Source organism: Pedobacter gandavensis, from assembly GCF_032678745.1.
GTDB classification, from domain to species: Bacteria; Bacteroidota; Bacteroidia; order Sphingobacteriales; family Sphingobacteriaceae; genus Pedobacter; species Pedobacter gandavensis_C.
Genome location: NZ_JAVTST010000001.1, coordinates 986,812 through 1,012,658, shown reverse-complemented (window position 1 = coordinate 1,012,658; position 25,847 = coordinate 986,812). Strand labels below are relative to the sequence as shown.

The window sequence follows — 25,847 nt, the reverse complement described above, 5'->3', positions numbered from 1 at the left end:
ACATGGGCACCTGCTAATGGCATAATGATAGGTACGAATTTCATTACATTAATCCTAAGTTGTTTTTATACTTATCTATTTATGAAAGAGAAAGGTAGAATTTAAAGGAGCCTTGACTTCCCAAAGAAAACTTGATGCTACGATATAGAATATATGAGTCTTTATACAACAGGAAGGTAAAGAGGTAAAACCAGCCAGAGGAAGATGAAATACCAAAATAATAATTTTAAAATTAATGGGAATTACTGAATGGCTTGCTAACTGGTATAAATCGAATTGCGATGGCAATTGGGAACATACTTATGGTATTAAAATAGATACACTGGATAATCCAGGATGGTCATTTAAAGTAGACTTGTTGGATACAATTTATGAAGGGAGGAAGGTATCTATGAAAGTGTCAGTTAATGATGATGATTGGTATGAGATACATTCAGATGGAGAGTTGTTCACTGGATTTGGTGATGCTAATAAACTTCCGGTATTGATGAATCTGTTTAAGGAGTTTATAGAGCGAAGTTGAAACATAAAGTTGTTCTGTTAATGTGTAATCTTGACCTCAATCAGAATCGTTATATGGGAATGTTCATCAGATATTATAATAATGAAGGGAGATAAATTATATAAATTAGCTTTGAAGATGGCTCTTAAGGAGAATGCTGATTTAAAAGAAGCGTTTTATAACTATATGAAGTCAGCTCTATCAGGCTATAAACAGTCTATTTATGAGGTTGGTAGGCTTTATTATTATGGTAGTGGCATAATAAAAGATAAACAATTGGCCAAAGTGTGGCTCGATGTTGCAGCTTTTTACGGTATTATAGCGTGAAATGCCACTACAATGGCTTCTTTCATAATGAAAATGGCTATTTTTATAATAAAAAGCTAATAAATGGATTGGTGGAAATATTTAAGCTATGGGATTAGCTTTGTTTATGTAATACAAATGGTTAGAGATTGATGGCTGATTTAAAAATTATTAAAACGGAATACAAAATAGTTTTTATGTCTATGTATGAAGAAGTAGATGTATTTGATGATAATATAGATGTTAAGATAGTTCTACCTTCTAATCTCGTTTATTCAGCAACATTGTTCACTATTTCAAATGTTAAAAAACTACTTGAAATGGGAAGTGCTCAGTATTTTTGGGCGGAAGATATGATTATTGTTGGAGACCTTACACTTATGTCAATAAATAAGGTGATCAAAGATATTATAGATGAGGATTTAATAGATTCATGTATGTGTATGATTGGAACAACAGAAAAGATCTTCAGAGGTGCAAATGGGTTTGAGGATATTAAACATCACGGATCTCCAACAAATAGTTTCATCAATAGATGAGGAAGGTTTTAAATGGTTGGATAAAAAAAGACTTTATCATTTTTGAACTCGATGTTTGGATAGCTGATTCTGCAACCTTGAAAAAGTTTACGACGGTTCCTGGTGATTCTAGATGTGTAAACCGGTGTCGTATATTTATTAAATAATAATGATGGAAATAAAACTAACAATACCGGAATATTCGGATCAAGGGCTAAAGTATGAATGGGAAAGCGGCTTTGAAATTAAGGCTGAAATTAATGATGGAGTGATCATAATTTCTGCCAACAAAGCGGGATTAATATCTTTAGCAAAGCATATGTTGGTATTGGCACAGGATACTGTTCCAGTGGGTCATCATATGCATTTTGATGAGTATAATTCATTAGAAGAGGGCTCGGTCCAACTTATAATTGATAAACAAAAATAAGCCTTTAATAGCTTGGTCTTCTCTAGGTTATAGAACGGGCATTGCTACCTGTTTCCATGCCATTTTACGGTGCTCCATGAAAAATGGTGACTCTGCAAGATGGGGTTTAGAATAGGAACAAATTAGAATATGAAATATCCTATAAAAACAAGTATAATAAAAAAAAGTATTTTAATGCGAAACAGTCTTTTATTTATTGCGCTTTTTGTCTTTGGATGTAATCTAAAGCTCTAAAAAATGAAAAGAACCCTTTTGGTCAATCTCATCCTCTACTATTGCGTTGCTTTAACTATTACAAGTTGCCAGCGCAAGGTCAGCAGTGACCAATCGGCTGAAATAAGAGATAGCCTTAAATTAAACAATACATTTACTGAATATACGACAGTCTCTTGAACCTGATTATATCAACCTTTTGATGAGAATTTGGATATTTTTTATTGGGCTTCTTTGTTTCAGTTGTAATCTTCTTCCAAAGAAAGATAAAGTGCCTTTAGTCCTTATCACTAACACGGAACTGAAAGATTTTACTAACAAATTTGTAGAAAGTCTCATCTCTAAGGGTAAGAAGGAGAAGGATATCACAATCTATATTAAGATGATTGTGTAGCAACAGGAGTACAGAAAGCTGTTACAAGTGAAAAAAGAGAGGATATTAAAACTAAGTTAGATTAAGGAATATGAAACAGGCGATAGATTATATTAGATGGGGAGTTTTTTTTGCATTCCTTGGATTTTTTGTATGTAAAGTAGCTATTGTTATAGCTAAAGGTATATTACTTACAGAAAAATCCCCGCAGGTAAAAGCAGTTATAATAGATGAGAAGAATTTTTTTGTAAATAGTCCTAGCTCTGGTGAATTCTCTTATTCATATTCATTTAAAATTAAGGATAAAGTATATGAGGGCAATTCAATGGAATCGAAATTTAAAATTGGCGATACGATTCTGGTCAGGTATCTAAAATCCAATCCTAGTATGAATGAATCTGTTGACTATAATGATAAATAGTCTAATGTAATGGATAGAAAGAGTGAAGTAGTTGTTATTAACAATAATACTACTTCATCGATTCTTGTTGCAAAATTACTTATCCCAAATCTTACAGATAGTTTAGTTTTTATAGACTATCTAGATCAAACTCATGTTAATAGTGGGGAAGTAAGCAGCATATGGTTACCTTATGGCAATTTGAAAAATTTACCTGCAAGTGAAATAGCGTATTTTTACATTTTTAATGTTGATTCATTGGAAAAATACCGAAGTATAAAAAAAGTGCAAGGTATATTGAAAGCATCTTTAATTCGAAGGTTCTCAATTCAGTTGAATGAAGTTAAAAATCAGGTAGATACAGTATACGTAATTAAACCCTTTTAACTTAGCAGTATGATTATGGCGCCAGGTTCTATGATCCAGTGATAGGAAGGTTTACTACGCTAGATCCAAGCGCTGACGAAGAGGATCAAGAAAGAGATTCTCCATATGGTTACGTGGCTAATAATCCAATTTCACGGATTGATGAAGATGGAAGGATTTGGGGACAAATAGGAGGGGCAATCGTTGGGGCTGCAGTAGATTCTGCATTTCAGGTCGCCGGAAACTATGCAACTGGAAGAACTGGTTTGGCTGCTTTTAGGTGCTAGGGATCCATCGAGTTCAGGTAGGGCTCAAGCAGTAAAAAGTGCTTCTTTTAATTTAGCCGTAAAACAAGGTGTTAATAATACTGCTGGAGGTCTTGTTGGGAATACTATTCAAAAGATCTCAGATGCCGGTGCGAATGGTAACAATGTTGAGAAAAATAATGATAGTTTCTATCGTAATGACTTGTGTAAAATAAATTAAAATAAATGAAAATAACGAGTTTGTTAATTGGTATGATCTTAATGATTGGATCCGTATTTTTTATTAAAGCGGAATTTAATAGTCTTGAAGTACTAAAAAAGGGAAAAATCGTGAAAATGGAAATTATAGATAAGCCTGCTTTATGTCTAGGGACAAAAATTAAATGGATGGTTAAATTAAAGTTTCAAGATAAAATTTTTCCTAAGCAGGTCTCCGGGGCATTTTGTGAGGAATATGCTGTTGGACAAGAGGTAGAAATGCGTTATCTGGATGGAAGCGATATCGTTTTATTTCCTAAAGAAGGGGTTCTTGGTGAGTTTATAGCTTCGGGCCTAATTGGATTGGCAGGGTTAGGACTTTTATTAAAAGGAGTATTTGACACATAATGAATATTAAATTGCTAACGGTGTTTTACAAAACTTCATTTTCATGAAATTTCCAGGGTAAAATAGTTTATGCTAACTGTTTTAACTAATACGGCTATAGGAATTAGTTCAGTAATTTTGAGTGATAAGTTATGATTTTCCTACATTACAGCAAGATAACAATAGCAATTTGAACTGGAATTTTTTAGTTTTGAACGTAGCTAGTTAGGGGAAGATTATAGCAAGATTTCTTATAATAGAGGATGCAAAACGAAGAATAGGGAACCTAAAAAAAGAGAAAAACGAAAATGATAGCGCTATGAGATATTATAAAAGAGACATAAAGAAAAACTAAGAATTCAATATATGATAAAATTTTTTAGAACTTTTCTGGAAATAGTTGCATGGTTAAATATTTTTGTTGCCATAAGTGCGATTTTTGGGATCTTTGGGTATGTTCTTTATAAGAATTATAATGGTCAATTAGGAGCAATACTGTTGGGCTTGTGTTTGCTTGTAGGTAGCGGTCTTGGGATATTTATATCAGAAAAGATTAGAAGATCAATAGGTTGTTCGTCTTTGATATTTCGAATTTTTTCCTCTAATGATATAACTAATCTTACTTCGAAAGGATCACCTAAAGATCAATTGAAAGATAATGAGAATACTCAGGGCCAAAATTAGGTGTTGTTTTGGTACAAAGAGTGCATCACAAAAGGGCCTGTGTGGATTTTTTTGTAAATGATCAACCGCATTAAAGGAGACATTTCCTTTTGAACAGCACCGTAGTCCTCCAGGGCTTGAAGCATTAGGTTTGAATATGCTTGGTTATGGTGTTGTAAATGTATCTAGCGATCCCGAAAAAATGTCTAAAAGAATAAAAGTAAAATGATGATAAAAAATATAATCTCAATTGTTTTGTTAGTAGTAGTAGTGGTAATGACGTATTTTGGATTATTCAATCATAACTATCCAATTCTATTTTTGAGCCTGTTTATAGTGGTTGTTATTTCGTTATTACATTTAATTCTTAAGGAAGATAAATTTAATGTTTTGAAATTAAGCTCTTTAAAAACTATAAAGTTCCTGAATTTATTAAAGTCTTCTCCTATAATCTTTTTAAGTATTGTAGTTGCCTTTAGTATGGAGTTACATACTGACTTTCATATTTTGTATCTTCTATTTTATTTTTTTAAAATAATTTTTATTATTGAATTACTAATTGGTTTTGTTATTGATTTGACAACATCTGAATAAGTCAAATCAAGGCAATAAATCGAAGTCATATAGAAGAGTAACAGCAAAATATTTTGACCACCGCTACGGCATACGCAGCGGTTTTTTTTATCTCTAAAACTTTCTCTGCAACTGTTTATAACAATTGGTTCGGGGATGGTCCTCAAAGTGATATCGTTGATACATTAACGGTTTAGTACTATGGTGATTATGCGGTGCCTGGATTACCTCCCTGAGTCCCTATAATCTGTCGGCTAGCTATATCCAGATGATTAAAGGGCTTCCTACAGTAAGCCGGATCAATGTACTGGTAGGAAGCATATGTTATGGCAACGACATTTCAGAGATTACTTATAATTACCTAAATCTGCCATCCAGTCTGACTGCCGGAGGGAAATTGATTCAGTATCGGTATGACGTTGCTGGACAGAAATTGAGTAAATCGGTTGCTGCTGTGCTTTCGAATGAATATATTCGTGGTATTCAATATGAGAATGGCATATTGAAATACTTGCAAAGCCCTGAAGGAAGAGTGGTTCGTAACAGTTCAACTAGTTATAATTACGAATACACTTTAGCCGACCATTTAGGGAATGGGAGATTGTAATCTGATATCAACTCCGATACTGCGCGGAAAATACAGGAAATGGATTAATACCCATTTGGCCTGGCCATTCAGAAAGGTTTGTTCGGGGACGAAAACAAGTATCAGTACAATGGAAAGGAGAAGCAGGAAGAAGAGAAGATGTACGATTATGGGGCTAGGTTCTATGATCCGGTGATTGGAAGATCTACTACGTTAGATCCAAGCGCTGACGAAGAGGATCAAGAAACAGATTCTCTATATGGTTATGTTGCCAATAATCCTATTTCGAGAATTGATCCGGATGGAAAAATTTGGAATTTTGTTATTGGGGCCGCTATCGGTATAGGAAATGAATACGTAGCTCAGGTTGCTGGTAATATTACGAACGTGAATAGGAATAAAATTTTATTGGCTGCTGCTGCTGGTTCGGCTGTTGCATCAAAAGGGATAACTATCGTATCGAAATTTGATAATAAATCAACGCAGTGATAAAATAAAAATTCAATGGAAAAGTATAATGGTACTATACAGTTTATCGCAATATTAATAGCCTTGTTATTACCTATGGTATTAACAGTTAAATTGTTTTATATTTTAAAAACAAAAGAATATTCTTTAATTAATCTAGTCACATGTATTGTTTATTTAGCATTGATTACGGTTGCATATCTATTTTTGAATAATGCTCAACGTCTTTTTTTAGCGATTTATTTGGGACTAATAACTGTTGTTTTTGTTATTGTTTTTATTATAAAACAATTATTAGAAAAATTATTCAAAAAATAAATATTGAAGTGGTGTCAAATACCAAAACAGAATGGAAACCCTGATTATCCATTTGGGCTGGCTATTCAAAAAGGTTTGTTCGGGGATGAGAACAAGTACCAGTACAATGGAAAGGAAATCTATAAACACAACGTTAATTATGAAAAAACAGTGGAGGATTTAGAAGCTGAATCAGAACCGATAAAAATAAAAATTAGAAAAAGAATAAGTTTTATAGAAAAAAGGTAGAATGGGTGTATAGCAGGTGGTCGAAAAATCAATGTTAGAAATGGAAGTAGTACCCCTTAGGGACGACCCAACAATACATATTACAAACCCTGATGGTAGCATAATAAAATGGAGATATGAAAAGTGATAATTTAAGTAAATGGGAACCAATAGAAAATATACCTTCAGAACTGTTTTTAGATAGCATAACGGATGACTATAAGGGGGTATGTCTATTTAAAGGTAGAAACTCCATTTAGATAAGCTGGGTTCAATGGCCATAGATAAAGCACTACCCGGTGCTTCTGCTGTAACAAAGCTTGTGGCAAAAGAGGTGAAAAATATTGTTCAATCTGGTGTTAAAACCGAAACAGATAAAGGTGTAGATAAAATAAAAAATTAGGGCAAAAAAATATGAATTATAAACTTTTTCTTTTAGGGGTGACTTTTTTGGTAGTTGGTTTGCTGATGTATTATGACGTTAGAAAGCGAAAGGCAGCTTCTGAGGAAACAAACTGGAAAGGTCAATTATTACCGCAATATATCCAATTTTGGATATGGTCAATTATTAGTATTATTGGCGGGTTAGTGTTTGTTGTTCAATCACTTGCAAATTAATTTTATGACATTTAATACTTTAATCGGATTTCTTTCGCCACTATCGCTATTGCTTATTGGGATTTTGCTTAGATTTTCAACCATTGAAGGCTTCCTTTCTTATAATAAATATTGGATATATTATTAAATAATTGGGTCGTTATTATTGACATTAAAAATTTGTAAATTTCTAATGTAGCTAGAGATATAAAATTTCGATTATCCTTTAATTCTGCACCAACATAGTAGGGTAAAGTGGCACGGAATTATAAGGTCTGAATTAACGGAATTTCCAGGTAATAGTAGCCTTTTTTTGTTGAAGAATCTAAGAATGACTTCGTAGCAGAGCCTGATGACCGGGCTCTGTTCGTTAAAAATGATAGGCTTTGCTTGTTTTAGCATCTCTTATGATAACTAGTAAGGAGTTGCACAGTACCCAATTGGAAGTGCCGGTTTTCAGGCAAAAAATTAGTTATGCTTACAACTCCAGGGGCTGGTTAAAAAGCCAGATTTCTCCTTTGTTTAGTCAGCATTTAAAATATAATGAACCGGTTTCAGGTCCAACTGCCCAGTTACTTATAATTACCTGAATCTGCCGTCCAGTCTGACTGCCGGAGGGAAGCTGATTCAGTATCGCTATGATGCTGCAGGGCAGAAACTGAGTCAATCGGTTGCTGCTGTGCTTTCAAATGAATATATTAGTGGTATTCAATATGAGAATGGGGTATTGAAATACCTGCAGACTCCGGCAGGAAGGGTGGTTCGTAATAGTGCAGGCAGTTATAATTACGAATATACTTTGGCTGACCATTTAGGAAATGGGAGATTGTACTTTGATATTAATTCAGATACTGCTCGAAAAGTACAAGAGATGGATTATTATCCATTTGGACTGGCTATTCAAAAAGGTTTGTTCGGAGATGAAAACAAGTACCAGTACAATGGGAAGGAGAAGCAGGAAGAAGAAAAGATGTACGATTACGGGGCAAGGTTTTATGATCCTGTGATTGGAAGATGGAACGCGGTGGATCCTGCTGCAGAACTGATGAGGAGGTATTCTCCATATAGCTATTCCTTCAATAATCCTGTAAGGTTTGCGGATCCCGATGGGATGGTTCCAAACGACATTCATCTAAAATATGCTAATGAAATTGCAAAAGTTGATTATGCGAAAGAAGTAAACAAAGCTCTTGGCGGACAGTTTGAAATTAAATCTACTGTTATAAAAACGGATGGTAAAGGATATGATAACAAGATATCGATTGTTGCCATGACCGGTGGAGGAGACTTGACGAAATTAACTACTGAACAAAAGGCATTTTATGATCTGTATAGTGATGCCGTTAATAGTAGTTCAGTAGTTAGGCAGGAAGTAGTTCAAAATGATGCGAAAACCATTGTTGGCAATTTTTTAACAAATAAGCTTGATATTTCAGATGTTATAGAATTTGATAAAGCTGGAGTAGGTGCTGCCTCTAGTGCAGGGGCTTTAATACATGAAACAACGGAGCAATTGGAAAAAGCAAAGGCTGGACTTAATCCTGGAGAGTGGTCTAAAACTGTAGGTCCTACTGTCCTGCCTCCAGAATTTTTAAACGGTCATGCTAAAGCTGTTAAAGCAGAAAACAGTGTCAATGGAAACAGTCGAAATGATAAAACAGATGTTTTTACAGATAAAACTGGTGTAAAAACCACCCAAACCGTCACCCCTACAAGTTCAGGGGGAATAGCGTAACTAAAACCATAATTCCATGAAAATAAATCTAAAGTTGTTATTTGTCTGTCTTTTTTTTACTTCGTGCATTTTGGCCAATAGCTCATCTGCTAACTGCAATGAAAGCCGGGCGTTTAAAAGGAATTTTTTCTATAATATATCTATTGTGGAAAGACATACTCTCGAACGTAAAAATGGCCTACTGCGAACGGTTAACAATAAAGTGTTCTTAAAATCACTAACATTTATTTCAAAATATGTAAAGGTATCAATGGATGAAATATTAAATTATGAAATAGGTTATCCCAGTATTGTGGCATTCGAGGCAGATAAAGTCATTTGGGTAAAGTGGTACGAAGCTAATAAGTGTAAAAATCTTAAATGATTTGAAATGTTTGATTCTATAACTATAGAGCGACTCGAATTAGCAGTCCCTGACAACTATGTAGGTTTTCCTTTTTTTAAATTTAATGCTTGAAAAATTAATGTTCCCCTTAATGAATTATTTAATGAAAAAGGTCAAATTGATCTTATCAATTGTTCTTTTAGTTTGCTTTACCAATGGTGCTTATTCGCAAACTGAGGCACCTGATCCTTAGAAGATAAGACCGCAGATACCAACGTCTCCTGAGGCCTGTATATTTGGTGAGTTCGGATGTAATTTCAAATGAATATATTCGTGGTATTCAGTATGAGGATGGGATATTGAAATACTTACAAAGCCCGGTAGGAAGGGTGGTTCGCAATAGTGCAGCCAGCTATAATTACGAATATACTTTGGCGGATCATTTAGGGAATGGGAGATTGTACTTTGATACATTATTGATCCAAAGGCAGAAGAAGTAAGGAGATATTCTACAAATTCGTATGCAATTAATAACCCAATTAGTGCTATTTTGTTCTTCATTTAGCGTTTAAGTTAGTCAGTGGTAAATACATATACATTTTTGTATATATACAAAAATGTATATCCTGGTTAGTTTTACAGTCCGCTAGGTTAGAGGTTGTTGTTTCAGCTGTTTTTAATGAGTGTGTTTAATCGTGTCATAAATACGGTTGCTTCTTTTTTGTTTCTCAGTAGATTAAGTAATCCATCATTCTTTAAAGTAGTGGATTTAGACTTGAATTTGCGAGTCTCTGCTTTAAGGAGTGTTCCTTTAGTTGCCAGTTCCTTGAGCGTATCAAGGTTGTTTTTTATTTGTGGGGTCATATAACAAATGTTATCAATGATGAAGGTGGTTTCTAAAAGGCTGCTTCAAAATGAGCTAGTCTTGTAAAAACCACCTTCTTTTACTGGACTAGTTTGGCAAGTTTTCTTCAATTTTCTCTTGTGCAATGTATACGAATGAAGCGTTCATAAATTCAATTAGCTGATCGTAAAATAATAGCATATCTACGGCTTGCGTTGCATCTGCATTTTCTACTGCATAGGAAGTCCATCCTTTGTAAAGTTCCCAGGTTTTACTTCTGCATTCATGGATAGGGAAGTTGTCGAAGAAATTAGCCAGTACAATTTCTGGGTTCAACATTTCTTCTTGCGTAAGGTTGTTTGGTTGGAAGTCCAATTGTTTTAGGGTTTGTTTCATGATGATTTAGATTAATTGATATGATTGATTTGTTTAATATGCGAATGTTTGTCCAGGCGTTACCAGAGCGCGGGTGTGCTGGTTTTTAGGAAACACAGGTACGTTGTTGAATTCTGAAGGAAAGGTTGGTTTGGATAGGACGTAAGCGTCCGCTCTGTCATCAATCGGCATTTCTACCGGGTGAATGATCTGGTTGTAATTAATGATGACATGTTTGCGTCTTAAAGCAGCTAAGGCAAGCCTTAATGCTTCTGTGGAAAGGAACCTGTAGTTGTCAAATTCCTTAGGTGGGGTGATTTCAATTTTCATATTAGTTCTCATTTTAAATTGTTTAACATTTAAATGAGTCATGAAAATGGTTACACTAAATAAAGGCGTGAAACCTACTTTCCGTCACAGAGGCCCTAAGATGCCGACACCCGGAAAAGCAGGCTCACGCCTATGACGTGGGCAAAAACACTTATTCCTCGTGGCCTTGAAAATTCTTAGGTTTCTGTGCCGAGACTCAAAGTGCGAATGCTTCAATAATTACTGAACTATTCGCTAAAAGCAATTGTTTAATTTTTGGTAATTCAAATTTACATATACAGAAATACAATACCAACTAAATGGTAATTTATAGTTAATAATAAATCTACACATGACATTGTGATGATAAATTGAAATCAATTTATCGAGGTAAGCCTGTCGATAGGATTAATTTTTTGAATTGTTCCGGTAATTGTAATACTGGTTTTATGGAGATATGGAGCTTTTGAGGCCCTTTTACATTTATTTAACCCTTCAAAAGCTCTGGTATTAGCTAGGTGTTTCTGATAAACAATCTAGCTATAAATTCCTGTAATGATTTTAAAATTTATGATTAGGAAAATTATTATTAAATATATTACTGAATAATTTGGATATTAAAAATGAGTTTTTTATATTCATTTAAAATTATTGCAAAATATAATTCAATTATTAATCGTGATTAGTTTTTGTTTGCCTGGGGGAGAATTAATTTACTGTGTATGATGTCTTTTTGTATCTGATACTTTAAATTAATTCCCTTTGTCTTCTGATGCCTTGTATTACTCTTTGATTGTTCCCTGTTTAACGCGCTATGCTCCTGGTGTTTGATTTCATGCCTTTTTGAAGCTGTAGAAAAATCACGCAATTCTAACCTTAAATTAATTAAACATGTACGTCTTTAAAAACCAGGAAGCTCCCGGCGGTCAGGTAGCGCTTATTCAGTTCCCAATGCTAATCTTAGTCACCAGTTACACCTATAATCCTTATCAACATGGAGTATAGGCAGATTAATGAAAGTTTGGAAGAAATTAAATTTGAGCAAGCAAAAAATGCTGCGATGCTTTTGGAAGCGATAAAAGAGATCAATCTGGCACCAAAATCAATCGCAGAAGAAATAGAAAGAATAACACTGCCACAGCCTGAGCCTCCCGACAAGTGGCTATTAACAGAAGACCTGATGGGTATTTTTAAGAAAACGGCAAGAACAATTTATACATGGAGAGTGCAGGGAAGGATTCCCTATACCGTGATTGGCAGTACCGTTTACTTTAACCAAAAGGATGTAGAAAGGCTGTTGAAGGAAGGCTCAAAATCATAAGGTTTAAGGAATTTATTCGGAAGATTGCGGAAGTGTTCGGAAGTCTCCGGAAGTACGCTTCTGAAAATTAGATAGTTATGAAATCTGTCTATACATTCGTTCAACGAGTTCGAAATTACCGGTAAGCTGAACAAATGAATTAACAGATTTTTTAACTTTAAATTTTAACATCATGGGATTATATCATGCTGGAGTTTTTGGAACATTTTCAGGAAAAGTAGGAAGTGTTGTCGCTGCAAGACATAGAGGCCAGAATGTGGTCAGAAATTTAGGACGCAAGTCCGGTAAACCTTCAAGTGCGAAACAAGCACAGGTACAAGGAGTCTTTAGTTTTACTGGAGAGTTTTTAAGACCACTCCTGGATATGATTAGGATTGGGTACGGTTATCGTGATACCGGGCCGACTACCATGAATCGGGCAATGAAATACCATATAAAGAATGTGGTAACGGGTATCGCACCTGATTACGAACTAACTTATCCTGAGGTAAAACTTAGTTTGGAAAAAAGGATGGGAAGAACGCATAAACCAAAGGCTTTGGCTGCAATTGAACAAACCGTTAAGTTAAGCTGGGAATTAGAGCCAAACTCAACTTCGACATTTGGAACAGATCTATTATATGCCGTGTTATATAGTCCGGCACAAAATAAGAGTATTCCAGTGGCCGAAGGTGTTCTTCGCTCTGCGCTTTCGATAGATGTATATATTCCTTATTCGTTTATTGGGGAGAAAATGCATTGCTGGTTGTTTTTTGCCAGTGCTGATAAGACCAGGGTATCTGATACTGATTACCTGGGTGAGTTGACTATCCTCGCCTAATTTATAGTACCCGGCAGACTGAAGAAAGACCTGCCGGGTTTCTAATCTAAATCCTTAAAATTTTACGGTCATGAAAATGAAAATATCAAAAATCACCGATTCTAAGGAATTGGTTGGGCATCCTGTGTTGTTAAAGGAGCCTTTAAAATGGACACAGCCGCTGTTGGTTTTATTCAGCCTAATCTTACTCTGGATATTTGCTCCCTCAATGATTCGTCTTGTAGATGATACTGCAGGAAGTATAGATCAGAGCATTTGGTTATTGGTTTTGCTGAGTCTGATTTGCTTTATGCTGCTCTCTGGATTGTGCTGGTGGATGCTACAACGCTTTTGGCTTTTACAGGGTCTTCCTTCTTTACCTATTATGGTTTCACAGTTTTATACCTTATCAATATGGCAACAAATTTGTTTATTATGGGCTTCGTTTGCCTTACTTATATTAGCTTCCCTGGCTACGCTTTTCGCCCTGTGTTAAATGAAAATAGCTCTGGTCGTTCGCAGGCAGAGTTTCGAATGAAGCTTTGTGAGGAAGCCAGAAAGCAATTAGGTGTAAGGGAGCGTACCGGGAAGAACGATGGACAGCAGGTAGAATTGTTCCTGGCAGTTGTAGGTTTGAAAAAAGGCGAACCCTGGTGCGCTGCTTTTATCAGCTGGTTGTTTCATAAAATGGGGCGTACTAAACCCAAATCAGGATGGTCGCCTGATTTGTTTCCTAAATCCAAATTGACCAAAGCCATGTTGCCCGGTAATTTGATCGGAATTTATTTCCCGGATAAAAAACGGATTGCGCATGTAGGGATGATCGAAAAAGCAAGAGGTAGCTGGATTGTTGCGATTGAAGGGAATACCAATTTGAAGGGGAGCAGGGAAGGAGATGGAGTATACCGAAAGCGCCGGCACCTGAAATCCATCCATCAGATTTCAGATTGGATTACGGAGAAAAGGCAATTGTTATGAGGAGCTGTGTGTTGTTCCTTATAGTCTTTCTCTTGACAGGCTGTAGTTTAGTCAGGAATACAAAAAAGGCTTTTGCGGAGGAGCAGATTGTAACCAATAAGAAAACTACCTTAAAACTGGATGCGACAAAAGAAAGTGTTGAAGGAAAGCGCCTGATGGCGCAATTCCGGGATTCTTCTGGTCATAGTTATGCGGTCGAGATCTGGCCAAAGGGTAGTTTTTCTTTTGATAATGAGTCTGGCTTTTCCGGTGAAGCAACTAAGGTTTTAATAAGCGGAAAACAGGATAAGTTGATTAGTGGAGCCTTAAAGCTGGAGGGTAAAACCCTTACTAAAGAACTGCGATCGGTAGAAGAGAAGGCCACAGAAAGATTAAACACACAAAAAAGGGAAAAGTTGATCCAGAATAGTCCTTCCTGGAAGTATATCCTTGCGTTATTTGTTTTAACAGCGCTTGCTTTTTATTGGTTGCGCCGCCATTTTTTTAAATTCTAGTGTAAAGTAATCAGCTTTTTCTGCTGTTATTTATAATTGCGTTTAATCGTTCCATGAATACTCTTGCCTCTTTTTTGTTTCTCAGTAGATTAAGCAATCCATCATTCTTTATAGTAGTTGATTTAGCCTTGAATTTACGAGATTTTGCTAAAGGAAGTGTCCCTTTGCTTGCCACTTCCTTTAGCATATCAAGGTTGTTTTTTATTTGTGGATTCATATATCAAATATAGTAAGTTATTTTTCTAATAAAGAAATCTCAGCGTTATTTAGCTGGCTGTTAAATGCTGTAAACGAATCTGTTGGAGATCCTAATGCTATCCTTCTTCGCTTTTCAATAGGTTGTGGATCATTGATTCGTGGTTGTTTAGGAAGGATTTTGTAATGATATAAGGGTCTGTATCTTCATATTTAACGGCTCTTATTCCATTTTCATCAAACTGATAGATTTTAGCATTTGGGTAGGCCAATAGGATTGGAGAGTGGGTAGCGATAATAAATTGGGAATTCTTCTTCACCAGGTTGTCAATAAGACTCAAAGCCGTCAATTGCCGGGTTGGTGAAAGTGCTGCCTCAGGCTCATCAAAGAGATACAAGCCATTTCCTCCCAAGCGATTGGCCATGACCGCCAAAAAAGATTCTCCATGTGAACATTCATGCAGGGAATCAATGCCGTAATTTTTAGCGGTTTCTCCGATTTCATCCAGGTAGGTTGCAAAGTTATAGAGGCTTTCTGCTCTTAGGAAAAAGTAATCGCTGGGTTTACGATAGCTTTTTGAACTTCTGAAATGTGAGGAAAGGGAAGCGTCGTCGCGTTCTTCTATATAACTATGTCTGGAGCCGCCTGCTCTGGAGATGCCAAGGTATTGCGCCAAAGATTCAATAAACGTAGATTTCCCTGAACCATTTTCCCCTACGATAAAAGTAACATCTGCATGGAATTTAATTACAGGCATGTTTTTTATTGCGGGAATGTTAAATGGATAATGATCAAAGGAAGGAATACTCCCATCTTTGAATCCAATCTCTTGCAAATAAGGCTTGAAATCCATACGTTTTGTATTCAATACGTTCTTAATTCTTGCTAAAGGTACGCTATTCATCCTTTCTTGAATTATTTGGTTAAATAATTTCGTTATTGTTCATTCTTGCAGATCTTTTTCCTACTTTGCGGTAACATTCAAACGAGCCGACACCACATTTACCATTTTATACGATTTCGTAAAGGGGAAATAGCGTCTTTTTTGTGATGGACCTATTTTTAGAAATTTAATAAATAAATCATATGGAAAAAAAAGTGCAGGGTGAGATGGGATGGGTGAATCTATTGCGCATTATTGCTTGTTTTTTAGTGGTCATGTCACACAGTTGTGATCCTTTTGTGGCACAATTCGAAGCTAATAAAGGAGCCTTTCTTACCGGGGTGTTTACCGGAAGCTTTGTTCGCTCTTGCGTTCCCTTATTTGTAATGATGTCGGGTGTTTTATTGCTGCCCATCAATATGAGTATGGCTGATTTTTATAAGAAAAGAATTGTCAGGATCTTGATTCCACTGGTTTTCTGGTCGCTCGCCTTACCGATATTATTCTTCGTTTATCTGAATTATATCAATCCTGGTACTCAAAACCCGGCATTAAACCTGGCCAATCATACTTATGATGCTACGCTTGGTAATTTATACCTGTTTATCTTCAATTTCAGCTTTGCAACCATTCCATTATGGTATATGTATATGCTGGTTGGACTTTACCTGATCATGCCGGTGTTTAGTGGCTGGTTAAAGCAGGCGACAAAAAAGGATATCGAGATTTTTCTATGTGTATGGGGAATTGCATTGGTATTGCCTTACATCAAAATGTTAGCCCCGGTTTTGGGTTATAAAGGAAACTATGGTAATATGGGCCTTTTTGGCGTCTGTGATTGGAATGACTATGGTACTTTCTACTACATTTCCGGATTTACCGGTTATTTGGTGATGGCTTATTATTTAGTGAAATACCCATTGGATTGGACTTGGAATAAAATGCTGAGCATCACTATCCCTATGTTCCTGGTAGGCTATCTGGTGACTTCCTTTGGCTTTATTGAGACTCAAAAACACTTCCCTGGTAATTATGCCAACCTGGAAATTGTATGGTATTTTGCTGGCATCAATGTGTTTATGATGACCTTCCCTGTGTTTGTGATCGTTCAGAAAATGAATATCGCTTCTACTCCGGCATTGTCGAAACTGGCTTCCTTAACGTTTGGAATTTACCTTTGTCACTTTGTGTTTGTAGAGGTTGGTTATGATGTGATTGAAGCCATTGCTTCGCCACTACCTGTGCTGGTTAAAATTCTGGGTATTGCCTGCTTTACCTTCGGAATAAGTGCTTTATTGGTGTTGTTGATGAAGGCATTTAAGCCAACGCGTCGCTTTATCAGTTAAAAGCATTTCATTTGAAATGAAATAGGGTTAAACAAACATTCAAACTGTTCGTTTAACCCTATTTTTTTGCAGTGTATTGTTATTTTCCTTTCTGACTGAAATAGTCCCAGGCCAGTTTGGAGATATCCGAAATGATCTTGTCGTTTGTAGCTTCATTTTCCTTGGTATCACAAACAAATACGGCAATCGCATAATGCTTACCATTAGGCAAACGAACAATTCCTGCATCATTTATCGCAGCAGTAACACCCGCTTTATTCGTGTCGGAAGTCCCTGTTTTATGTCCAACAATGGTTCCTTTTGGCAATTGTCCTTTGATTCTATTTACGCCTGTAGTAGTTTCTACCATGGTGTTCCATAAGAAATTGAAACTGTCTTTTGACAATACGTTTTTAGTGTAAAACTTTACTAAAAGATCCGTGATGGCTTTTGGTGTACTCCAGTTAGAAAACTGCACATTCCATTCTTTATGCATTTCTTCCTCATTCGCTTTAATGGAAACGTCTTTTACCCCCAAACTATGGATGTAATCATTGATAGGTTTTGGGCCACCAAGTAGTCTCATTAGGATGTCGCAGCCGTTATTATCACTTAGTGCAACAGTATATTTGATGATTTCTGAAAGTGCCAGCTCTACTTCTCCATTAGGATGCGCATCGCGGATAGGACTCCAGGTATTGGGTAATAAATCGCTTTTCTTAATATGAATTTTCTGCGAAAGGCTGAATTTACCTTTATCTACCTGATTTAAAACGGCCATGGCAATGTGGAACTTGAAAACACTTTGCATCGGATAGTGCTTGTCGCCATTCACACTAATGGCTTCTTTACTTTCTATACTATAGATAGAAACGCCTACATCCGCTTTTTTATGCGCAAGAACTTGTTGGATCTGATCTCTTAACTTATTTTTCTGAGACTGGGCCATGCTATGGAAGGAAAGGGAAAGCAGTAGAAGGCAGGAGAGGTAGATGTTTTTCTTCATTTTGTTTTTTTATTGCTAACGCCAAAATTACAGATAATGTTGTCAAATCAGTTAAAGATAGGTGTATCCGATGGCTAGAATTTCAGAATGGTATCACCTGATAGGATTTGATGTTGTTATTAAATAATCAGATAATGAGCTGGATAGGTTTTAATGGAGGTTTTTTAGGTATAATGGCCTGGTATTTGCAATATTGATATCTAATCTAACAATGAAATAAATTTAATGAATAATTTCTCTCTTAAATCCATTCCTAAACTAGCTGTTATCGCAGCTGCCACTGTTTTCTTTTCCTGTAACTTGAATACTTCGCCAGATAAGTTTTTTGGTGTTGCCGTGTTAAATACAAATAACATTACCGATTTTGGAACTGATAGATTGGCGAAATATATCCAGCTGACCACAAAAGAATTTGCCGATAGACCTGAGACCAAGAAAAAAGGGGATGAGGCGGTTACTTTTGTGAATAATAAAGTACTGATACTGGAAAAGGTATTGAAAGATGTCAAAGATCTGCCGGAGAACGATGATACTAAAGAAATCAAAGACCTTTCTTTAAGTATATATGAATATATAATCCCGGTTTATAAAAACGAATATATGGCCTACGCAAAACTTTGTGATGCCAAAGGTTCTGAGGAACAAAAACAACAAATCATTCAGGACGTAGAAAAGAAATATGTTCCTGCTTTTGAAGAGAAGTTTTCTTTATTGCTCGATAAAGGTAAAGCTTATGCGCAAAAGCATGATTTGAATGTAAAGTGGGACTAACAAAAATATGATGTGCTGATTTGCTCAGCAAAGCAATTCCATCAGAGGCTGCAAATAAAGGTGCTTTTCCAGGCATTTTCATTTGCAGCTTTTTTTATGCGCGAGATTGTTTTTATGGACATTTGTCCGCTGTAAACCTGGTCTTTTGAAACAACTTTGCAATCTAAATTTATCATTTAAGATGCAGAGATTGAAAAATAATATCCTCGTAGTAGGCGGAAAAGGACTGGTAGGCAATAAGATCGTTGAACTGTTAAAGGGAAGAAATCCAGGTCTGGAGATCTTCGTAGGGAGTCGTAATCTGAGTTCGGCTATGCCCAATGCCATTCAGATCGACGTAGAGCAACCCGAGACCTTTAGTGCAATTGCAGCCAAACACATTGCTTTGGTGGTATTGTGTGCCAACGATAAGTCAAACCATATTTTAAAGTATTGTATAGATAATGGATTGGATTATATCGACATCACCAAGCCAACTCCAGACCTTGAAAAGGCATTGTTATTTGCCGAAAACAAAACCATCAACAGCCAGATTGTATTCAGTTCGGGATGGATGGGTGGACTGGTTAGTAGCCTGGTCTTCCTCGCAGAGCCTCAAAAAGAAAAGATCAGGAGCGTAGGTTTATTCGTTTACTATTCTGTAAATGACCTGGCGGGAGTAAGCTCCGCGCATTTCATGGCAGAACACGTAGCTACACCTTTTAAAGGCTACCTGGAAAATAAACTGGTATGGCTTAAGCATTTCCTGAATTCAGAAAAGCACGATTATTCATTTGGCATAGGAAAAAGACAGGCGTATAATTTCGATACCCCAGATCTGTTTATCCTCCATAAAGGGGAGGGCCTGCCCAGTGTAAAAGTGAAAATGACCTATAACTCTAAGTTCATCACCTGGTTATTGGGCGCCTTTCAAAGTGTAAAGTTGTTTGATGTTCTTTCTTTATCCATGAGGAGATTGATTTTTAGTGCCAATGGAAAAGGAGATCAGACACTTTTTGATGTAATCGTAGACAATGGGACAGCAGTACGGAAAATCGCTGTGCAGGATACCTTAGGACAGGCACACCTGACTGCTTTTAGCACCGTATTGCATATTGAAGCGATGCTGAATAAGGATCAACAGCTGGAAACAGATCAAAAGAAAGGGGTTCTCTTTAGTCACCAGTTACACGAGCCATTGGAATTCCTAGGACTGATCAGGTCGTCTGATGCGATTAAAGTTGAATTTTAACAAGATTAGCTACCAATTTATATGCTTTGCGAATTAACCTTTGTTTTTTAAGACAAAGGTTTTTTGTTATACCTTTCTGGAGAATTAAGCTCCTTGGGAAAATGCTGGACAAATTAATTACCTATTTCATTGCCGCGGTATGGCTTATCAATGGCCTATTCTGTAAAGTGCTGAACTTTGTGCCAAGGCATGAAGAAATTGTAGGCAGAATTCTTGGAAACACGTATTCAAAGCCATTAACAATTTCCATAGGACTTTCCGAAATCGCAATGGCGCTTTGGATTTTATCCGGATATAAATCGCGTTTAAATGCAATCCTGCAAATCGCCATCATCGCAACCATGAACATTATGGAGTTTATATTGGTGCCTGATCTGTTGTTCTGGGGCAGATTTAATTCATTATATGCGTTTTTGTTTATTCTTTTGATTTACTTTAAGGAATTTAATTTAAAAAGTAAATCCTCTTAAGGCCTAGCATGTTCTCCCTTCTTAAAAATCACCCTTTCGCTGTTCAGGCTTTCTTTGAAAGTTCTATCGTATTGACTTTTGCAGTACCTAAAGAGGAGCTTGAGGCATTCCTTCCCGACTGCCTGGAATTAGATACGCTGGATGATAAATGGGCTTTTTTAGCTGTTGCAATGGTGCAGACAACTGGATTGAGACCAAAAGGGTTCCCTGCTTTTCTTGGTAATGATTTCTTTTTAATTGGCTATCGTTTGTTTGTAAGATACACCAATGCCGCAGGAAAAAGACTAAGAGGTTTGTATATCCTGAAGTCGGAAACAGATAAAGTAAAGATGGAAATGATGGGGAATCTATTTACCCATTACAACTATACCACAACAGATATTTCTATTCAGAAAACAGCTGCTTACACGGAAATTAAATCCATGAAATCAGATTTCAAGATCAAATTGGAAGAACAGGAAGGGGAGCTTGCTTTACCAGAACATTCTCCATTTGTGGATTGGAAAGCAGCCAGAAGGTTTGCCGGTCCATTGCCTTTCACTTTCACCTATAATGAAGAGAAGAAAGAGGTGTTGGTGATCGAAGGTGTGCGGGAAAATTGGACACCACAACCGATCAAGGTGTTGGAATGCAATGTTTCCTTTATTCAATCCTTAAACCTGAAAGAAAGCGTACTGGCCAATGCTTTTATCATTAAGAATATCCCTTATTACTGGAAAAAAGGTAAAATAGAACAATGGAGCAAGTAAGGAAACCCTTTCAGGGAATTTGGAATATTATCCGCTTCAACTGGCATTTTTACTTGCTTTCTATGGGCTTGATTTTCCTGTTAATGCTGCTGGCGCTTATCCAGCCTGCTTTTCAAGGACTTCTTTATATTGCTGCTTTTGGCATGCTTGCAATTATTGTCATTTCGCTTTCTGTATCCTGGTATGTATATGATTTATCGGGTTTATACTCGTTTAACTGGTTAAATCCCAGCTCAACTGAGGACCGTATTGTAACTATAAATGCTGGTTTTGATGAAACCACTGCGATCCTCGGTAGGAAGTTTCCAAAAGGAGAAATCCTTGTCCTTGACTTTTACGATCCACTAAAACATACGGAGGTTTCGATTAAAAGAGCGAGAAAGGCATATCCTGCTTTTCCAGGAACGCAGCAGGTAAGCACCAAAAAAATAGAGCTGGAAGACCATAGTATTGATAAAATCTTCTTAATCCTGTCGGCACATGAGATCAGAGAGGAAAAGGAAAGGATTGTTTTTTTTAAAGAATTGAATCGAGTGCTGAGCAGTAATGGACAGATCTTTATCGTCGAACATTTGAGAGATCTACCAAACTTCCTGGCTTATAACATCGGTTTCTTTCATTTTCATTCGAAAGCAACCTGGTTTAAAACCTTCGATGAGGCAAAGCTGCTGATTCAACAGGAGTTGAAACTAACACCCTTTATTTCAACATTTATATTAGAAAAGAATGGAGATACATTATAAAATTATTGGGATACTTTTAATTGCTTTGTCCTTTGTACACTTGATTTTTCCAAAGTACTTTAACTGGACAGAAGAATTGAGTACGCTAAGTTTGGCAAATCGTCAAATCATGTATATTCATACTTTTTTCATTGCATTGGTGGTGTTTCTAATCGGCTTGTTGTGTCTTACGTCCTCAAATGAGTTGGTTTCTAATAGTTTTGGCAAGAAAGTCGCCTTTGGCATCGGTATCTTTTGGTTGATTCGATTGTTCATCCAGTTTTTTGGATATTCTCCGCAACTATGGAAAGGCAAAGCATTTGAAACAGTGATTCATGTCGTATTTTCCTTATTCTGGACTTACCTAAGTGTGGTGTTTCTAGCCTCTTATTGGATGTAAATCAGGAAGTATCCTCAGACATTTTACAATTCCGTCATAATATTAAGCGTATTTGGCATTTGCCTTTTTCTGTCTCCTTAAGTCTATATATTTAATAAGTGCAATTAAATAATTGACCTCAGGATAACTCCGCAGAAACCGTATTCCAATTGCAATAAGCTTTGCAACCAGGGATTTGTTGCCTCAAATTACAGCTTGATATTAACCAAAGAATTTTGAAGATGATTTCAAACAGAAGAGATTTTATAAAGAACGCAGGACTGCTAACAGGGAGTCTTGTTGCCATCCAGTTTCCCGTGTGGGGCAAGAGTGTTTTTGCATTGGATTATCCAGCTCATAATATCCCTGTCGATAAGAACTTAGATCCCCAATGGGTAAGTTCCCTTTACGATCGAGGCAAGGAAACTGCTTATTATAAAAGTAAAAATGAGCTTAAATTTATTGGGATGCCAGTTGGTGGCCTGCATGCCGGAACGGTGTATGTGGCTGGAGACGGCCGACTATGGCTTTGGCAGATTTACAATGAAACATTTGAAGGTGCTCAGGAAGGGATAGATCCCAAAACGGTGAACTGGAACGATGGTACAGAATCTAGAAAAATTAGGGTGAGAGATGGTGCTGCCTATGTGGAGCCCGCTATTGCCAATAATAAAAGGGTTTTGGAGCAGGGTTTTGCGGTAAAGGCAGTGGTTAAGGGCAAGACTTTTATTAAAGAACTAAGTGAAGAACATTGGGATGAGGTGATTTTTAAACCTGCTTATCCGATGGCAACGATACAATACATCAGTAAAGATTTTCCGGTTGAAGTACAGCTAAAAGTGTACTCGCCATTTATCCCGCTGGATGCACTCAATTCGGCATTGCCGGCCACTGTTTTAAGGCTGGAAATAAAGAATCCAGGCGCTGTTGCTGCAGAGGTTTCTGTATTGGGCTGGATGGAAAACGGAGCTAACAAGCTGACTGGGAAAGCTAAAACCGGAAAGAGGAAGAATGTAGTCAGCAGTACAGGGAATTCTAGCAGAATCTTTTCTTCATTTGAATCCAATAATGAGGATTTGAAAAATGCACAAGATGGCGGTACGATGTGCTTTACATTACATCAGTCTAAAGGGAAGGCTGATCCGGCAATTAGTCCCTGGCCGGTTGTTGATAAACATTTCAACGCGGCTGGCAGTAGTTCGGCAGTGGTAGATGCTCCGGAAAAACTAGTAGGGGGACTCGGAATCACGTCATCGCTAGGCCCTGGGAAATCAATGAAGGCAAATTATTCTGTCAGCTGGCATTTTAATAACGCAAACCTGAACCTGAAAAAGATTGTAAAGAATGCACAGCAGGGATTTCATTACGCAACCAGATTTAAGGATGCGGCTGCAGTAAGCGTTTACTTACAGGATAATTTTGATAAACTAACCAAAACCACAGAATTGTGGAAGGATACCTGGAACGACTCCACTTTGCCTTATTGGTTCCTTGAGCGGACATTTATTAATATCGACACCCTGGCAACAGCGAACACTTATCGCTTTGCGGATGGCAGATTCTGGGGCTGGGAAGGGGTTGGCGCTTGTGCAGGAACTTGTACGCATGTTTGGCAATACGCACAATCTGTAGCGAGGATCTTCCCGGAATTGGAGCGGGATTTAAGACAGCGTGTAGATTTGGGTATTGGTTTTAAGGAAGATACCGGCGCGATTATATTCCGTGCTGAAAATGAAAGCAGACCCGCAATTGACGGTCAGGCGGGGACAGTATTGAGGTTTTACAGGGAGCATCAGATGTCTGCCGATGATACTTTCCTGAAAACAAACTGGTCTGGGATTAAAAAGGCCACTCAGTTTATGTTGGATCAGGACAAGAATGGTGATGGCATGACGGATACGCCAATGGAAAACACATTGGATGCAGTCTGGGAAGGAGAAATCGCCTGGATTGTAGGACTATGCATTGCCGGAGCAAGAGCAGGGCAGGCCATGGCCGAAGAAATGGGCGATACGGCATTTGCAAAAACCTGTGAAACTTATGTCGCCAATGGACGCAAAAACATGGAAAAGGAATTGTTTAATGGCGAATACTTTATCCACCGACCGGATAAAATAGCAGGACGTAAAAATCTGGGTTCTTACAATACTTGTCATATTGATCAGGTATATGGGCAGAGCTGGGCATTCCAGGTGGGTTTACCTAGGGTATTGAGTAAAGATAAAGCGGTTGCCGCATTAAAAGCCCTTTGGAAATATAATTTTGCTACTGATGTTGGCCCATACATTAAAACCCATATTGGAGGTAGGCCATATGCCCTTGCAGGTGAAGGCGGGATGGTGATGAATACCAATCCTTACAATGAGCCTAAACCATTTGGCGAAAATGTGGGTTGGCAACTGGGTTATTTCCATGAATGTATGAGCGGTTTTGAGCATCAGGTAGCAGCACATTTGATGGGAGAAGGAATGGTAGAAGAGAGTTTGATCCTTACCCGTTCTATCCACGACAGGTATCATGCCTCAAAGCGAAACCCTTTCAATGAGATCGAATGTAGTGACCATTATGCCCGCGCAATGGCCAGTTATGGTACTTTCATTAATGCCAGTGGCTTTGAGTATCATGGTCCTAAGGGATACATGAAATTCTCACCGGCATGGAATGCAGCGAATTTTAAAACGCCATTTACATCAGCTAAAGGCTGGGGAAGCTATACTCAAAAGAAAACAGGAACAAAACAACTACATACTATCAATCTGAAGTATGGAGAGTTGGCTTTATCAGAACTGGTTTTCAGTAAAATAGGTTCAGGTAAGCTGAATTCGGTTTCCGTGATGTTGGGTAGTCAAAAGATTCCGGTGCAATTCAAGCAAAATGGATCAGACCTAAGCATTAGCAGCGACAAGAGCATCAATCTGAAAATGAATGAAAGCTTAAATGTCACCTTTTCCTAAATCGCATGAACATGAGAAATTCTATGAATACTTTAAAAAAGTTGATTGGTCTGTTAGTTTTAGCCCTTTCTTTAAGCTTTTCTGGTTGTGAGGCGCCTCTGAGCAGTGCCAATGATGTGGCGATAGCTACAAAGCCCGACTGGAAAAAGCAAGTTCAGACTAAGCTTCCTATGCTGGGGCATCGGAACTGGATCCTCATTGTTGATCAGGCTTTTCCGGAACAGAATTCGCTAGGAATGGAGTATATCTATGCGAATGAAGATTTGTTGCCCGTGTTAAAAGAGGTATTGACCCAAGTGAATGCCTCTGCCCATGTGAAACCCATCGTTTATCAGGATCAGGAATTGAACTTTATCACAGAAAACCAGGCGAAAGGAGTAAAGAACTTTATTTCCGGAGCCAAAGAGGTTTTAGGTACTCAAAAAGTAGAAAGCTTATTGCACGATGAGGTTTTCAAGAAACTGGATACGGAGTCTAAGCTTTTTAAAGTGCTGGTTATTAAGACCAATGAAGTCATACCTTATACTTCTGTCTTTTTACAATTGGATTGTGGCTATTGGAATGGCGATAAGGAAAAGGAGTTGCGTGAAGCAATGAGAAAATAAACAAG

The 25,847-nt window shown here is 37.2% G+C and carries 37 protein-coding genes and 1 pseudogene; 32 read left to right on the top strand and 6 right to left on the bottom strand.

The features are described 5' to 3' along the window. Nucleotides 1-235: 235 nt before the first annotated feature. The 18 genes and pseudogenes from R2S10_RS03985 to R2S10_RS03900 all read left to right on the top strand — a co-directional run bounded on the left by R2S10_RS03985 (nucleotide 236) and on the right by R2S10_RS03900 (nucleotide 9,931). The gene (locus R2S10_RS03985) at nucleotides 236-523 is read left to right on the top strand and encodes an immunity 53 family protein (RefSeq protein WP_316839147.1); all 288 of its coding nucleotides are present in this window, start codon (nucleotides 236-238) and stop codon (nucleotides 521-523) included. An 81-nt stretch (nucleotides 524-604) separates the two neighbouring features. Further along, a complete protein-coding gene (locus R2S10_RS03980) occupies nucleotides 605-829 on the top strand; it encodes a hypothetical protein (RefSeq protein ID WP_316839146.1) in 225 nt (74 codons plus the stop codon). 131 nt (nucleotides 830-960) lie between these two features. After that, nucleotides 961-1,347: a hypothetical protein gene (locus R2S10_RS03975; protein ID WP_316839145.1), complete on the top strand. Its 387-nt coding sequence runs from the start codon at nucleotides 961-963 to the stop codon at nucleotides 1,345-1,347. 148 nt (nucleotides 1,348-1,495) lie between these two features. Beyond that, nucleotides 1,496-1,756 (top strand): hypothetical protein, encoded by a 261-nt coding sequence (locus R2S10_RS03970; protein ID WP_316839144.1) that lies wholly within the window; start codon nucleotides 1,496-1,498, stop codon nucleotides 1,754-1,756. 677 nt (nucleotides 1,757-2,433) lie between these two features. Next, nucleotides 2,434-2,763 (top strand): hypothetical protein, encoded by a 330-nt coding sequence (locus R2S10_RS03965; RefSeq protein WP_316839143.1) that lies wholly within the window; start codon nucleotides 2,434-2,436, stop codon nucleotides 2,761-2,763. 9 nt (nucleotides 2,764-2,772) lie between these two features. Further along, nucleotides 2,773-3,129, top strand: a complete 357-nt coding sequence (locus R2S10_RS03960; protein ID WP_316839142.1) for a hypothetical protein — start codon at nucleotides 2,773-2,775, stop codon at nucleotides 3,127-3,129. Between the two features lie 20 nt (nucleotides 3,130-3,149). Further along, nucleotides 3,150-3,395 (top strand): annotated as a pseudogene (locus R2S10_RS03955) (RHS repeat-associated core domain-containing protein); the annotation flags it as partial. Then, nucleotides 3,355-3,594, top strand: a complete 240-nt coding sequence (locus tag R2S10_RS03950) for a hypothetical protein (protein ID WP_316839141.1) — start codon at nucleotides 3,355-3,357, stop codon at nucleotides 3,592-3,594. The pseudogene R2S10_RS03955 and the gene R2S10_RS03950, both read left to right, overlap by 41 nt. A 5-nt stretch (nucleotides 3,595-3,599) precedes the next feature. Next, nucleotides 3,600-3,980: a hypothetical protein gene (locus tag R2S10_RS03945; RefSeq protein WP_316839140.1), complete on the top strand. Its 381-nt coding sequence runs from the start codon at nucleotides 3,600-3,602 to the stop codon at nucleotides 3,978-3,980. A 345-nt stretch (nucleotides 3,981-4,325) separates the two neighbouring features. Beyond that, on the top strand, nucleotides 4,326-4,643 hold the full coding sequence (locus tag R2S10_RS03940; RefSeq protein ID WP_316839139.1) for a hypothetical protein: 318 nt from the start codon (nucleotides 4,326-4,328) through the stop codon (nucleotides 4,641-4,643). 820 nt (nucleotides 4,644-5,463) lie between these two features. Further along, nucleotides 5,464-5,802 (top strand): hypothetical protein, encoded by a 339-nt coding sequence (locus R2S10_RS03935; protein WP_316839138.1) that lies wholly within the window; start codon nucleotides 5,464-5,466, stop codon nucleotides 5,800-5,802. 60 nt (nucleotides 5,803-5,862) lie between these two features. Continuing rightward, a complete protein-coding gene (locus tag R2S10_RS03930) occupies nucleotides 5,863-6,270 on the top strand; it encodes an RHS repeat-associated core domain-containing protein (RefSeq protein WP_316839873.1) in 408 nt (135 codons plus the stop codon). Nucleotides 6,271-6,285: 15 nt separating this feature from the next. Continuing rightward, nucleotides 6,286-6,567 (top strand): hypothetical protein, encoded by a 282-nt coding sequence (locus R2S10_RS03925; protein ID WP_316839137.1) that lies wholly within the window; start codon nucleotides 6,286-6,288, stop codon nucleotides 6,565-6,567. Between the two features lie 3 nt (nucleotides 6,568-6,570). Beyond that, nucleotides 6,571-6,795 carry a hypothetical protein gene (locus tag R2S10_RS03920; RefSeq protein WP_316839136.1) on the top strand — a complete coding sequence of 75 codons (225 nt, stop codon included), beginning with the start codon at nucleotides 6,571-6,573 and terminating at the stop codon, nucleotides 6,793-6,795. Between the two features lie 253 nt (nucleotides 6,796-7,048). Further along, the gene (locus R2S10_RS03915; protein WP_316839135.1) at nucleotides 7,049-7,177 is read left to right on the top strand and encodes a hypothetical protein; all 129 of its coding nucleotides are present in this window, start codon (nucleotides 7,049-7,051) and stop codon (nucleotides 7,175-7,177) included. An 11-nt stretch (nucleotides 7,178-7,188) separates the two neighbouring features. Next, complete coding sequence (locus R2S10_RS03910) at nucleotides 7,189-7,392, top strand: hypothetical protein (protein WP_316839134.1); 204 nt, start codon at nucleotides 7,189-7,191, stop codon at nucleotides 7,390-7,392. 658 nt (nucleotides 7,393-8,050) lie between these two features. Next, nucleotides 8,051-9,106: an RHS repeat-associated core domain-containing protein gene (locus tag R2S10_RS03905; protein WP_316839133.1), complete on the top strand. Its 1,056-nt coding sequence runs from the start codon at nucleotides 8,051-8,053 to the stop codon at nucleotides 9,104-9,106. Nucleotides 9,107-9,730: 624 nt separating this feature from the next. Next, nucleotides 9,731-9,931, top strand: a complete 201-nt coding sequence (locus R2S10_RS03900) for a hypothetical protein (protein WP_316839132.1) — start codon at nucleotides 9,731-9,733, stop codon at nucleotides 9,929-9,931. 166 nt (nucleotides 9,932-10,097) lie between these two features. On the opposite strand, the gene R2S10_RS03895 is transcribed toward R2S10_RS03900, so the two are convergent. The 3 genes from R2S10_RS03895 to R2S10_RS03885 all read right to left on the bottom strand — a co-directional run bounded on the left by R2S10_RS03895 (nucleotide 10,098) and on the right by R2S10_RS03885 (nucleotide 10,992). Next, entirely contained in the window at nucleotides 10,098-10,295 is a 198-nt protein-coding gene (locus tag R2S10_RS03895) for a hypothetical protein (RefSeq protein WP_316839131.1), read from the bottom strand. Between the two features lie 88 nt (nucleotides 10,296-10,383). Further along, the gene (locus tag R2S10_RS03890; protein ID WP_316839130.1) at nucleotides 10,384-10,671 is read right to left on the bottom strand and encodes a hypothetical protein; all 288 of its coding nucleotides are present in this window, start codon (nucleotides 10,669-10,671) and stop codon (nucleotides 10,384-10,386) included. Between the two features lie 33 nt (nucleotides 10,672-10,704). Further along, nucleotides 10,705-10,992: a hypothetical protein gene (locus tag R2S10_RS03885; protein ID WP_316839129.1), complete on the bottom strand. Its 288-nt coding sequence runs from the start codon at nucleotides 10,990-10,992 to the stop codon at nucleotides 10,705-10,707. Between the two features lie 961 nt (nucleotides 10,993-11,953). On the opposite strand from R2S10_RS03885, the gene R2S10_RS03880 reads away from it, so the two are divergent. From R2S10_RS03880 to R2S10_RS03860, 5 genes are all read left to right on the top strand, one after another. Continuing rightward, complete coding sequence (locus R2S10_RS03880; RefSeq protein ID WP_316839128.1) at nucleotides 11,954-12,280, top strand: helix-turn-helix domain-containing protein; 327 nt, start codon at nucleotides 11,954-11,956, stop codon at nucleotides 12,278-12,280. A gap of 172 nt (nucleotides 12,281-12,452) precedes the next feature. Further along, complete coding sequence (locus tag R2S10_RS03875; protein ID WP_316839127.1) at nucleotides 12,453-13,100, top strand: DUF6266 family protein; 648 nt, start codon at nucleotides 12,453-12,455, stop codon at nucleotides 13,098-13,100. Between the two features lie 70 nt (nucleotides 13,101-13,170). Further along, nucleotides 13,171-13,575: a hypothetical protein gene (locus tag R2S10_RS03870; protein WP_316839126.1), complete on the top strand. Its 405-nt coding sequence runs from the start codon at nucleotides 13,171-13,173 to the stop codon at nucleotides 13,573-13,575. Beyond that, nucleotides 13,494-14,057: a peptidoglycan-binding protein gene (locus R2S10_RS03865; protein ID WP_316839125.1), complete on the top strand. Its 564-nt coding sequence runs from the start codon at nucleotides 13,494-13,496 to the stop codon at nucleotides 14,055-14,057. The genes R2S10_RS03870 and R2S10_RS03865 overlap by 82 nt, the downstream gene beginning before the upstream one ends. A 32-nt stretch (nucleotides 14,058-14,089) precedes the next feature. Beyond that, complete coding sequence (locus tag R2S10_RS03860; RefSeq protein WP_316839124.1) at nucleotides 14,090-14,551, top strand: hypothetical protein; 462 nt, start codon at nucleotides 14,090-14,092, stop codon at nucleotides 14,549-14,551. A 10-nt stretch (nucleotides 14,552-14,561) separates the two neighbouring features. Here the strand turns inward: R2S10_RS03860 and R2S10_RS03855 are convergent, their stop codons facing one another. Both R2S10_RS03855 and R2S10_RS03850 read right to left on the bottom strand, forming a co-directional pair. Next, nucleotides 14,562-14,768 (bottom strand): hypothetical protein, encoded by a 207-nt coding sequence (locus R2S10_RS03855; RefSeq protein ID WP_316839123.1) that lies wholly within the window; start codon nucleotides 14,766-14,768, stop codon nucleotides 14,562-14,564. A gap of 97 nt (nucleotides 14,769-14,865) precedes the next feature. Then, nucleotides 14,866-15,651: an AAA family ATPase gene (locus R2S10_RS03850; protein WP_316839122.1), complete on the bottom strand. Its 786-nt coding sequence runs from the start codon at nucleotides 15,649-15,651 to the stop codon at nucleotides 14,866-14,868. A gap of 182 nt (nucleotides 15,652-15,833) precedes the next feature. Between R2S10_RS03850 and R2S10_RS03845 the strand changes: the two genes are divergently transcribed. Then, nucleotides 15,834-16,976 carry an acyltransferase gene (locus tag R2S10_RS03845; RefSeq protein WP_316839121.1) on the top strand — a complete coding sequence of 381 codons (1,143 nt, stop codon included), beginning with the start codon at nucleotides 15,834-15,836 and terminating at the stop codon, nucleotides 16,974-16,976. Between the two features lie 79 nt (nucleotides 16,977-17,055). Here the strand turns inward: R2S10_RS03845 and bla are convergent, their stop codons facing one another. Next, complete coding sequence (gene bla, locus R2S10_RS03840; protein WP_316839120.1) at nucleotides 17,056-17,961, bottom strand: class A beta-lactamase, subclass A2; 906 nt, start codon at nucleotides 17,959-17,961, stop codon at nucleotides 17,056-17,058. 225 nt (nucleotides 17,962-18,186) lie between these two features. On the opposite strand from bla, the gene R2S10_RS03835 reads away from it, so the two are divergent. The 8 genes from R2S10_RS03835 (at nucleotide 18,187) to R2S10_RS03800 (ending at nucleotide 25,842) form a co-directional block, all read left to right on the top strand. Further along, entirely contained in the window at nucleotides 18,187-18,732 is a 546-nt protein-coding gene (locus R2S10_RS03835; protein ID WP_316839119.1) for a hypothetical protein, read from the top strand. A 181-nt stretch (nucleotides 18,733-18,913) separates the two neighbouring features. Then, nucleotides 18,914-19,963: a saccharopine dehydrogenase NADP-binding domain-containing protein gene (locus tag R2S10_RS03830; RefSeq protein ID WP_316839118.1), complete on the top strand. Its 1,050-nt coding sequence runs from the start codon at nucleotides 18,914-18,916 to the stop codon at nucleotides 19,961-19,963. Between the two features lie 101 nt (nucleotides 19,964-20,064). Then, nucleotides 20,065-20,433, top strand: a complete 369-nt coding sequence (locus R2S10_RS03825; protein ID WP_316839117.1) for a DoxX-like family protein — start codon at nucleotides 20,065-20,067, stop codon at nucleotides 20,431-20,433. An 8-nt stretch (nucleotides 20,434-20,441) separates the two neighbouring features. Next, entirely contained in the window at nucleotides 20,442-21,182 is a 741-nt protein-coding gene (locus R2S10_RS03820; RefSeq protein WP_316839116.1) for a DUF2071 domain-containing protein, read from the top strand. After that, entirely contained in the window at nucleotides 21,170-21,925 is a 756-nt protein-coding gene (locus tag R2S10_RS03815; RefSeq protein WP_316839115.1) for a methyltransferase domain-containing protein, read from the top strand. Before R2S10_RS03820 ends, R2S10_RS03815 begins: the two co-directional genes overlap by 13 nt. After that, nucleotides 21,909-22,304 carry a hypothetical protein gene (locus R2S10_RS03810; protein ID WP_316839114.1) on the top strand — a complete coding sequence of 132 codons (396 nt, stop codon included), beginning with the start codon at nucleotides 21,909-21,911 and terminating at the stop codon, nucleotides 22,302-22,304. Before R2S10_RS03815 ends, R2S10_RS03810 begins: the two co-directional genes overlap by 17 nt. Before the next feature lie 221 nt (nucleotides 22,305-22,525). After that, the gene (locus tag R2S10_RS03805; RefSeq protein WP_316839872.1) at nucleotides 22,526-25,237 is read left to right on the top strand and encodes a GH116 family glycosyl hydrolase; all 2,712 of its coding nucleotides are present in this window, start codon (nucleotides 22,526-22,528) and stop codon (nucleotides 25,235-25,237) included. Nucleotides 25,238-25,248: 11 nt separating this feature from the next. Further along, nucleotides 25,249-25,842 carry an RbsD/FucU domain-containing protein gene (locus R2S10_RS03800; RefSeq protein ID WP_316839113.1) on the top strand — a complete coding sequence of 198 codons (594 nt, stop codon included), beginning with the start codon at nucleotides 25,249-25,251 and terminating at the stop codon, nucleotides 25,840-25,842. The last annotated feature ends 5 nt before the right edge of the window (nucleotides 25,843-25,847 follow it).

Excerpts from the sequence above, each read along its gene's own strand:
- R2S10_RS03985 (WP_316839147.1), top strand. The coding sequence starts at position 236 with ATGGGAATTACTGAATGGCTTGCTAACTGGTATAAATCGAATTGCGAT.
- R2S10_RS03980 (WP_316839146.1), top strand. The coding sequence starts at position 605 with ATGAAGGGAGATAAATTATATAAATTAGCTTTGAAGATGGCTCTTAAG.
- R2S10_RS03975 (WP_316839145.1), top strand. The coding sequence starts at position 961 with ATGGCTGATTTAAAAATTATTAAAACGGAATACAAAATAGTTTTTATG.
- R2S10_RS03970 (WP_316839144.1), top strand. The coding sequence starts at position 1,496 with ATGATGGAAATAAAACTAACAATACCGGAATATTCGGATCAAGGGCTA.
- R2S10_RS03965 (WP_316839143.1), top strand. The coding sequence starts at position 2,434 with ATGAAACAGGCGATAGATTATATTAGATGGGGAGTTTTTTTTGCATTC.
- R2S10_RS03960 (WP_316839142.1), top strand. The coding sequence starts at position 2,773 with ATGGATAGAAAGAGTGAAGTAGTTGTTATTAACAATAATACTACTTCA.
- R2S10_RS03950 (WP_316839141.1), top strand. The coding sequence starts at position 3,355 with ATGCAACTGGAAGAACTGGTTTGGCTGCTTTTAGGTGCTAGGGATCCA.
- R2S10_RS03945 (WP_316839140.1), top strand. The coding sequence starts at position 3,600 with ATGAAAATAACGAGTTTGTTAATTGGTATGATCTTAATGATTGGATCC.
- R2S10_RS03940 (WP_316839139.1), top strand. The coding sequence starts at position 4,326 with ATGATAAAATTTTTTAGAACTTTTCTGGAAATAGTTGCATGGTTAAAT.
- R2S10_RS03935 (WP_316839138.1), top strand. The coding sequence starts at position 5,464 with ATGATTAAAGGGCTTCCTACAGTAAGCCGGATCAATGTACTGGTAGGA.
- R2S10_RS03925 (WP_316839137.1), top strand. The coding sequence starts at position 6,286 with ATGGAAAAGTATAATGGTACTATACAGTTTATCGCAATATTAATAGCC.
- R2S10_RS03915 (WP_316839135.1), top strand. The coding sequence starts at position 7,049 with ATGGCCATAGATAAAGCACTACCCGGTGCTTCTGCTGTAACAAAGCTT.
- R2S10_RS03910 (WP_316839134.1), top strand. The coding sequence starts at position 7,189 with ATGAATTATAAACTTTTTCTTTTAGGGGTGACTTTTTTGGTAGTTGGT.
- R2S10_RS03895 (WP_316839131.1), bottom strand. The coding sequence starts at position 10,295 with ATGACCCCACAAATAAAAAACAACCTTGATACGCTCAAGGAACTGGCA.
- R2S10_RS03890 (WP_316839130.1), bottom strand. The coding sequence starts at position 10,671 with ATGAAACAAACCCTAAAACAATTGGACTTCCAACCAAACAACCTTACG.
- R2S10_RS03885 (WP_316839129.1), bottom strand. The coding sequence starts at position 10,992 with ATGAGAACTAATATGAAAATTGAAATCACCCCACCTAAGGAATTTGAC.
- R2S10_RS03880 (WP_316839128.1), top strand. The coding sequence starts at position 11,954 with ATGGAGTATAGGCAGATTAATGAAAGTTTGGAAGAAATTAAATTTGAG.
- R2S10_RS03875 (WP_316839127.1), top strand. The coding sequence starts at position 12,453 with ATGGGATTATATCATGCTGGAGTTTTTGGAACATTTTCAGGAAAAGTA.
- R2S10_RS03870 (WP_316839126.1), top strand. The coding sequence starts at position 13,171 with ATGAAAATGAAAATATCAAAAATCACCGATTCTAAGGAATTGGTTGGG.
- R2S10_RS03865 (WP_316839125.1), top strand. The coding sequence starts at position 13,494 with ATGGCAACAAATTTGTTTATTATGGGCTTCGTTTGCCTTACTTATATT.
- R2S10_RS03855 (WP_316839123.1), bottom strand. The coding sequence starts at position 14,768 with ATGAATCCACAAATAAAAAACAACCTTGATATGCTAAAGGAAGTGGCA.
- R2S10_RS03850 (WP_316839122.1), bottom strand. The coding sequence starts at position 15,651 with ATGAATAGCGTACCTTTAGCAAGAATTAAGAACGTATTGAATACAAAA.
- R2S10_RS03845 (WP_316839121.1), top strand. The coding sequence starts at position 15,834 with ATGGAAAAAAAAGTGCAGGGTGAGATGGGATGGGTGAATCTATTGCGC.
- bla (WP_316839120.1), bottom strand. The coding sequence starts at position 17,961 with ATGAAGAAAAACATCTACCTCTCCTGCCTTCTACTGCTTTCCCTTTCC.
- R2S10_RS03835 (WP_316839119.1), top strand. The coding sequence starts at position 18,187 with ATGAATAATTTCTCTCTTAAATCCATTCCTAAACTAGCTGTTATCGCA.
- R2S10_RS03830 (WP_316839118.1), top strand. The coding sequence starts at position 18,914 with ATGCAGAGATTGAAAAATAATATCCTCGTAGTAGGCGGAAAAGGACTG.
- R2S10_RS03825 (WP_316839117.1), top strand. The coding sequence starts at position 20,065 with ATGCTGGACAAATTAATTACCTATTTCATTGCCGCGGTATGGCTTATC.
- R2S10_RS03820 (WP_316839116.1), top strand. The coding sequence starts at position 20,442 with ATGTTCTCCCTTCTTAAAAATCACCCTTTCGCTGTTCAGGCTTTCTTT.
- R2S10_RS03815 (WP_316839115.1), top strand. The coding sequence starts at position 21,170 with ATGGAGCAAGTAAGGAAACCCTTTCAGGGAATTTGGAATATTATCCGC.
- R2S10_RS03810 (WP_316839114.1), top strand. The coding sequence starts at position 21,909 with ATGGAGATACATTATAAAATTATTGGGATACTTTTAATTGCTTTGTCC.
- R2S10_RS03805 (WP_316839872.1), top strand. The coding sequence starts at position 22,526 with ATGATTTCAAACAGAAGAGATTTTATAAAGAACGCAGGACTGCTAACA.
- R2S10_RS03800 (WP_316839113.1), top strand. The coding sequence starts at position 25,249 with ATGAGAAATTCTATGAATACTTTAAAAAAGTTGATTGGTCTGTTAGTT.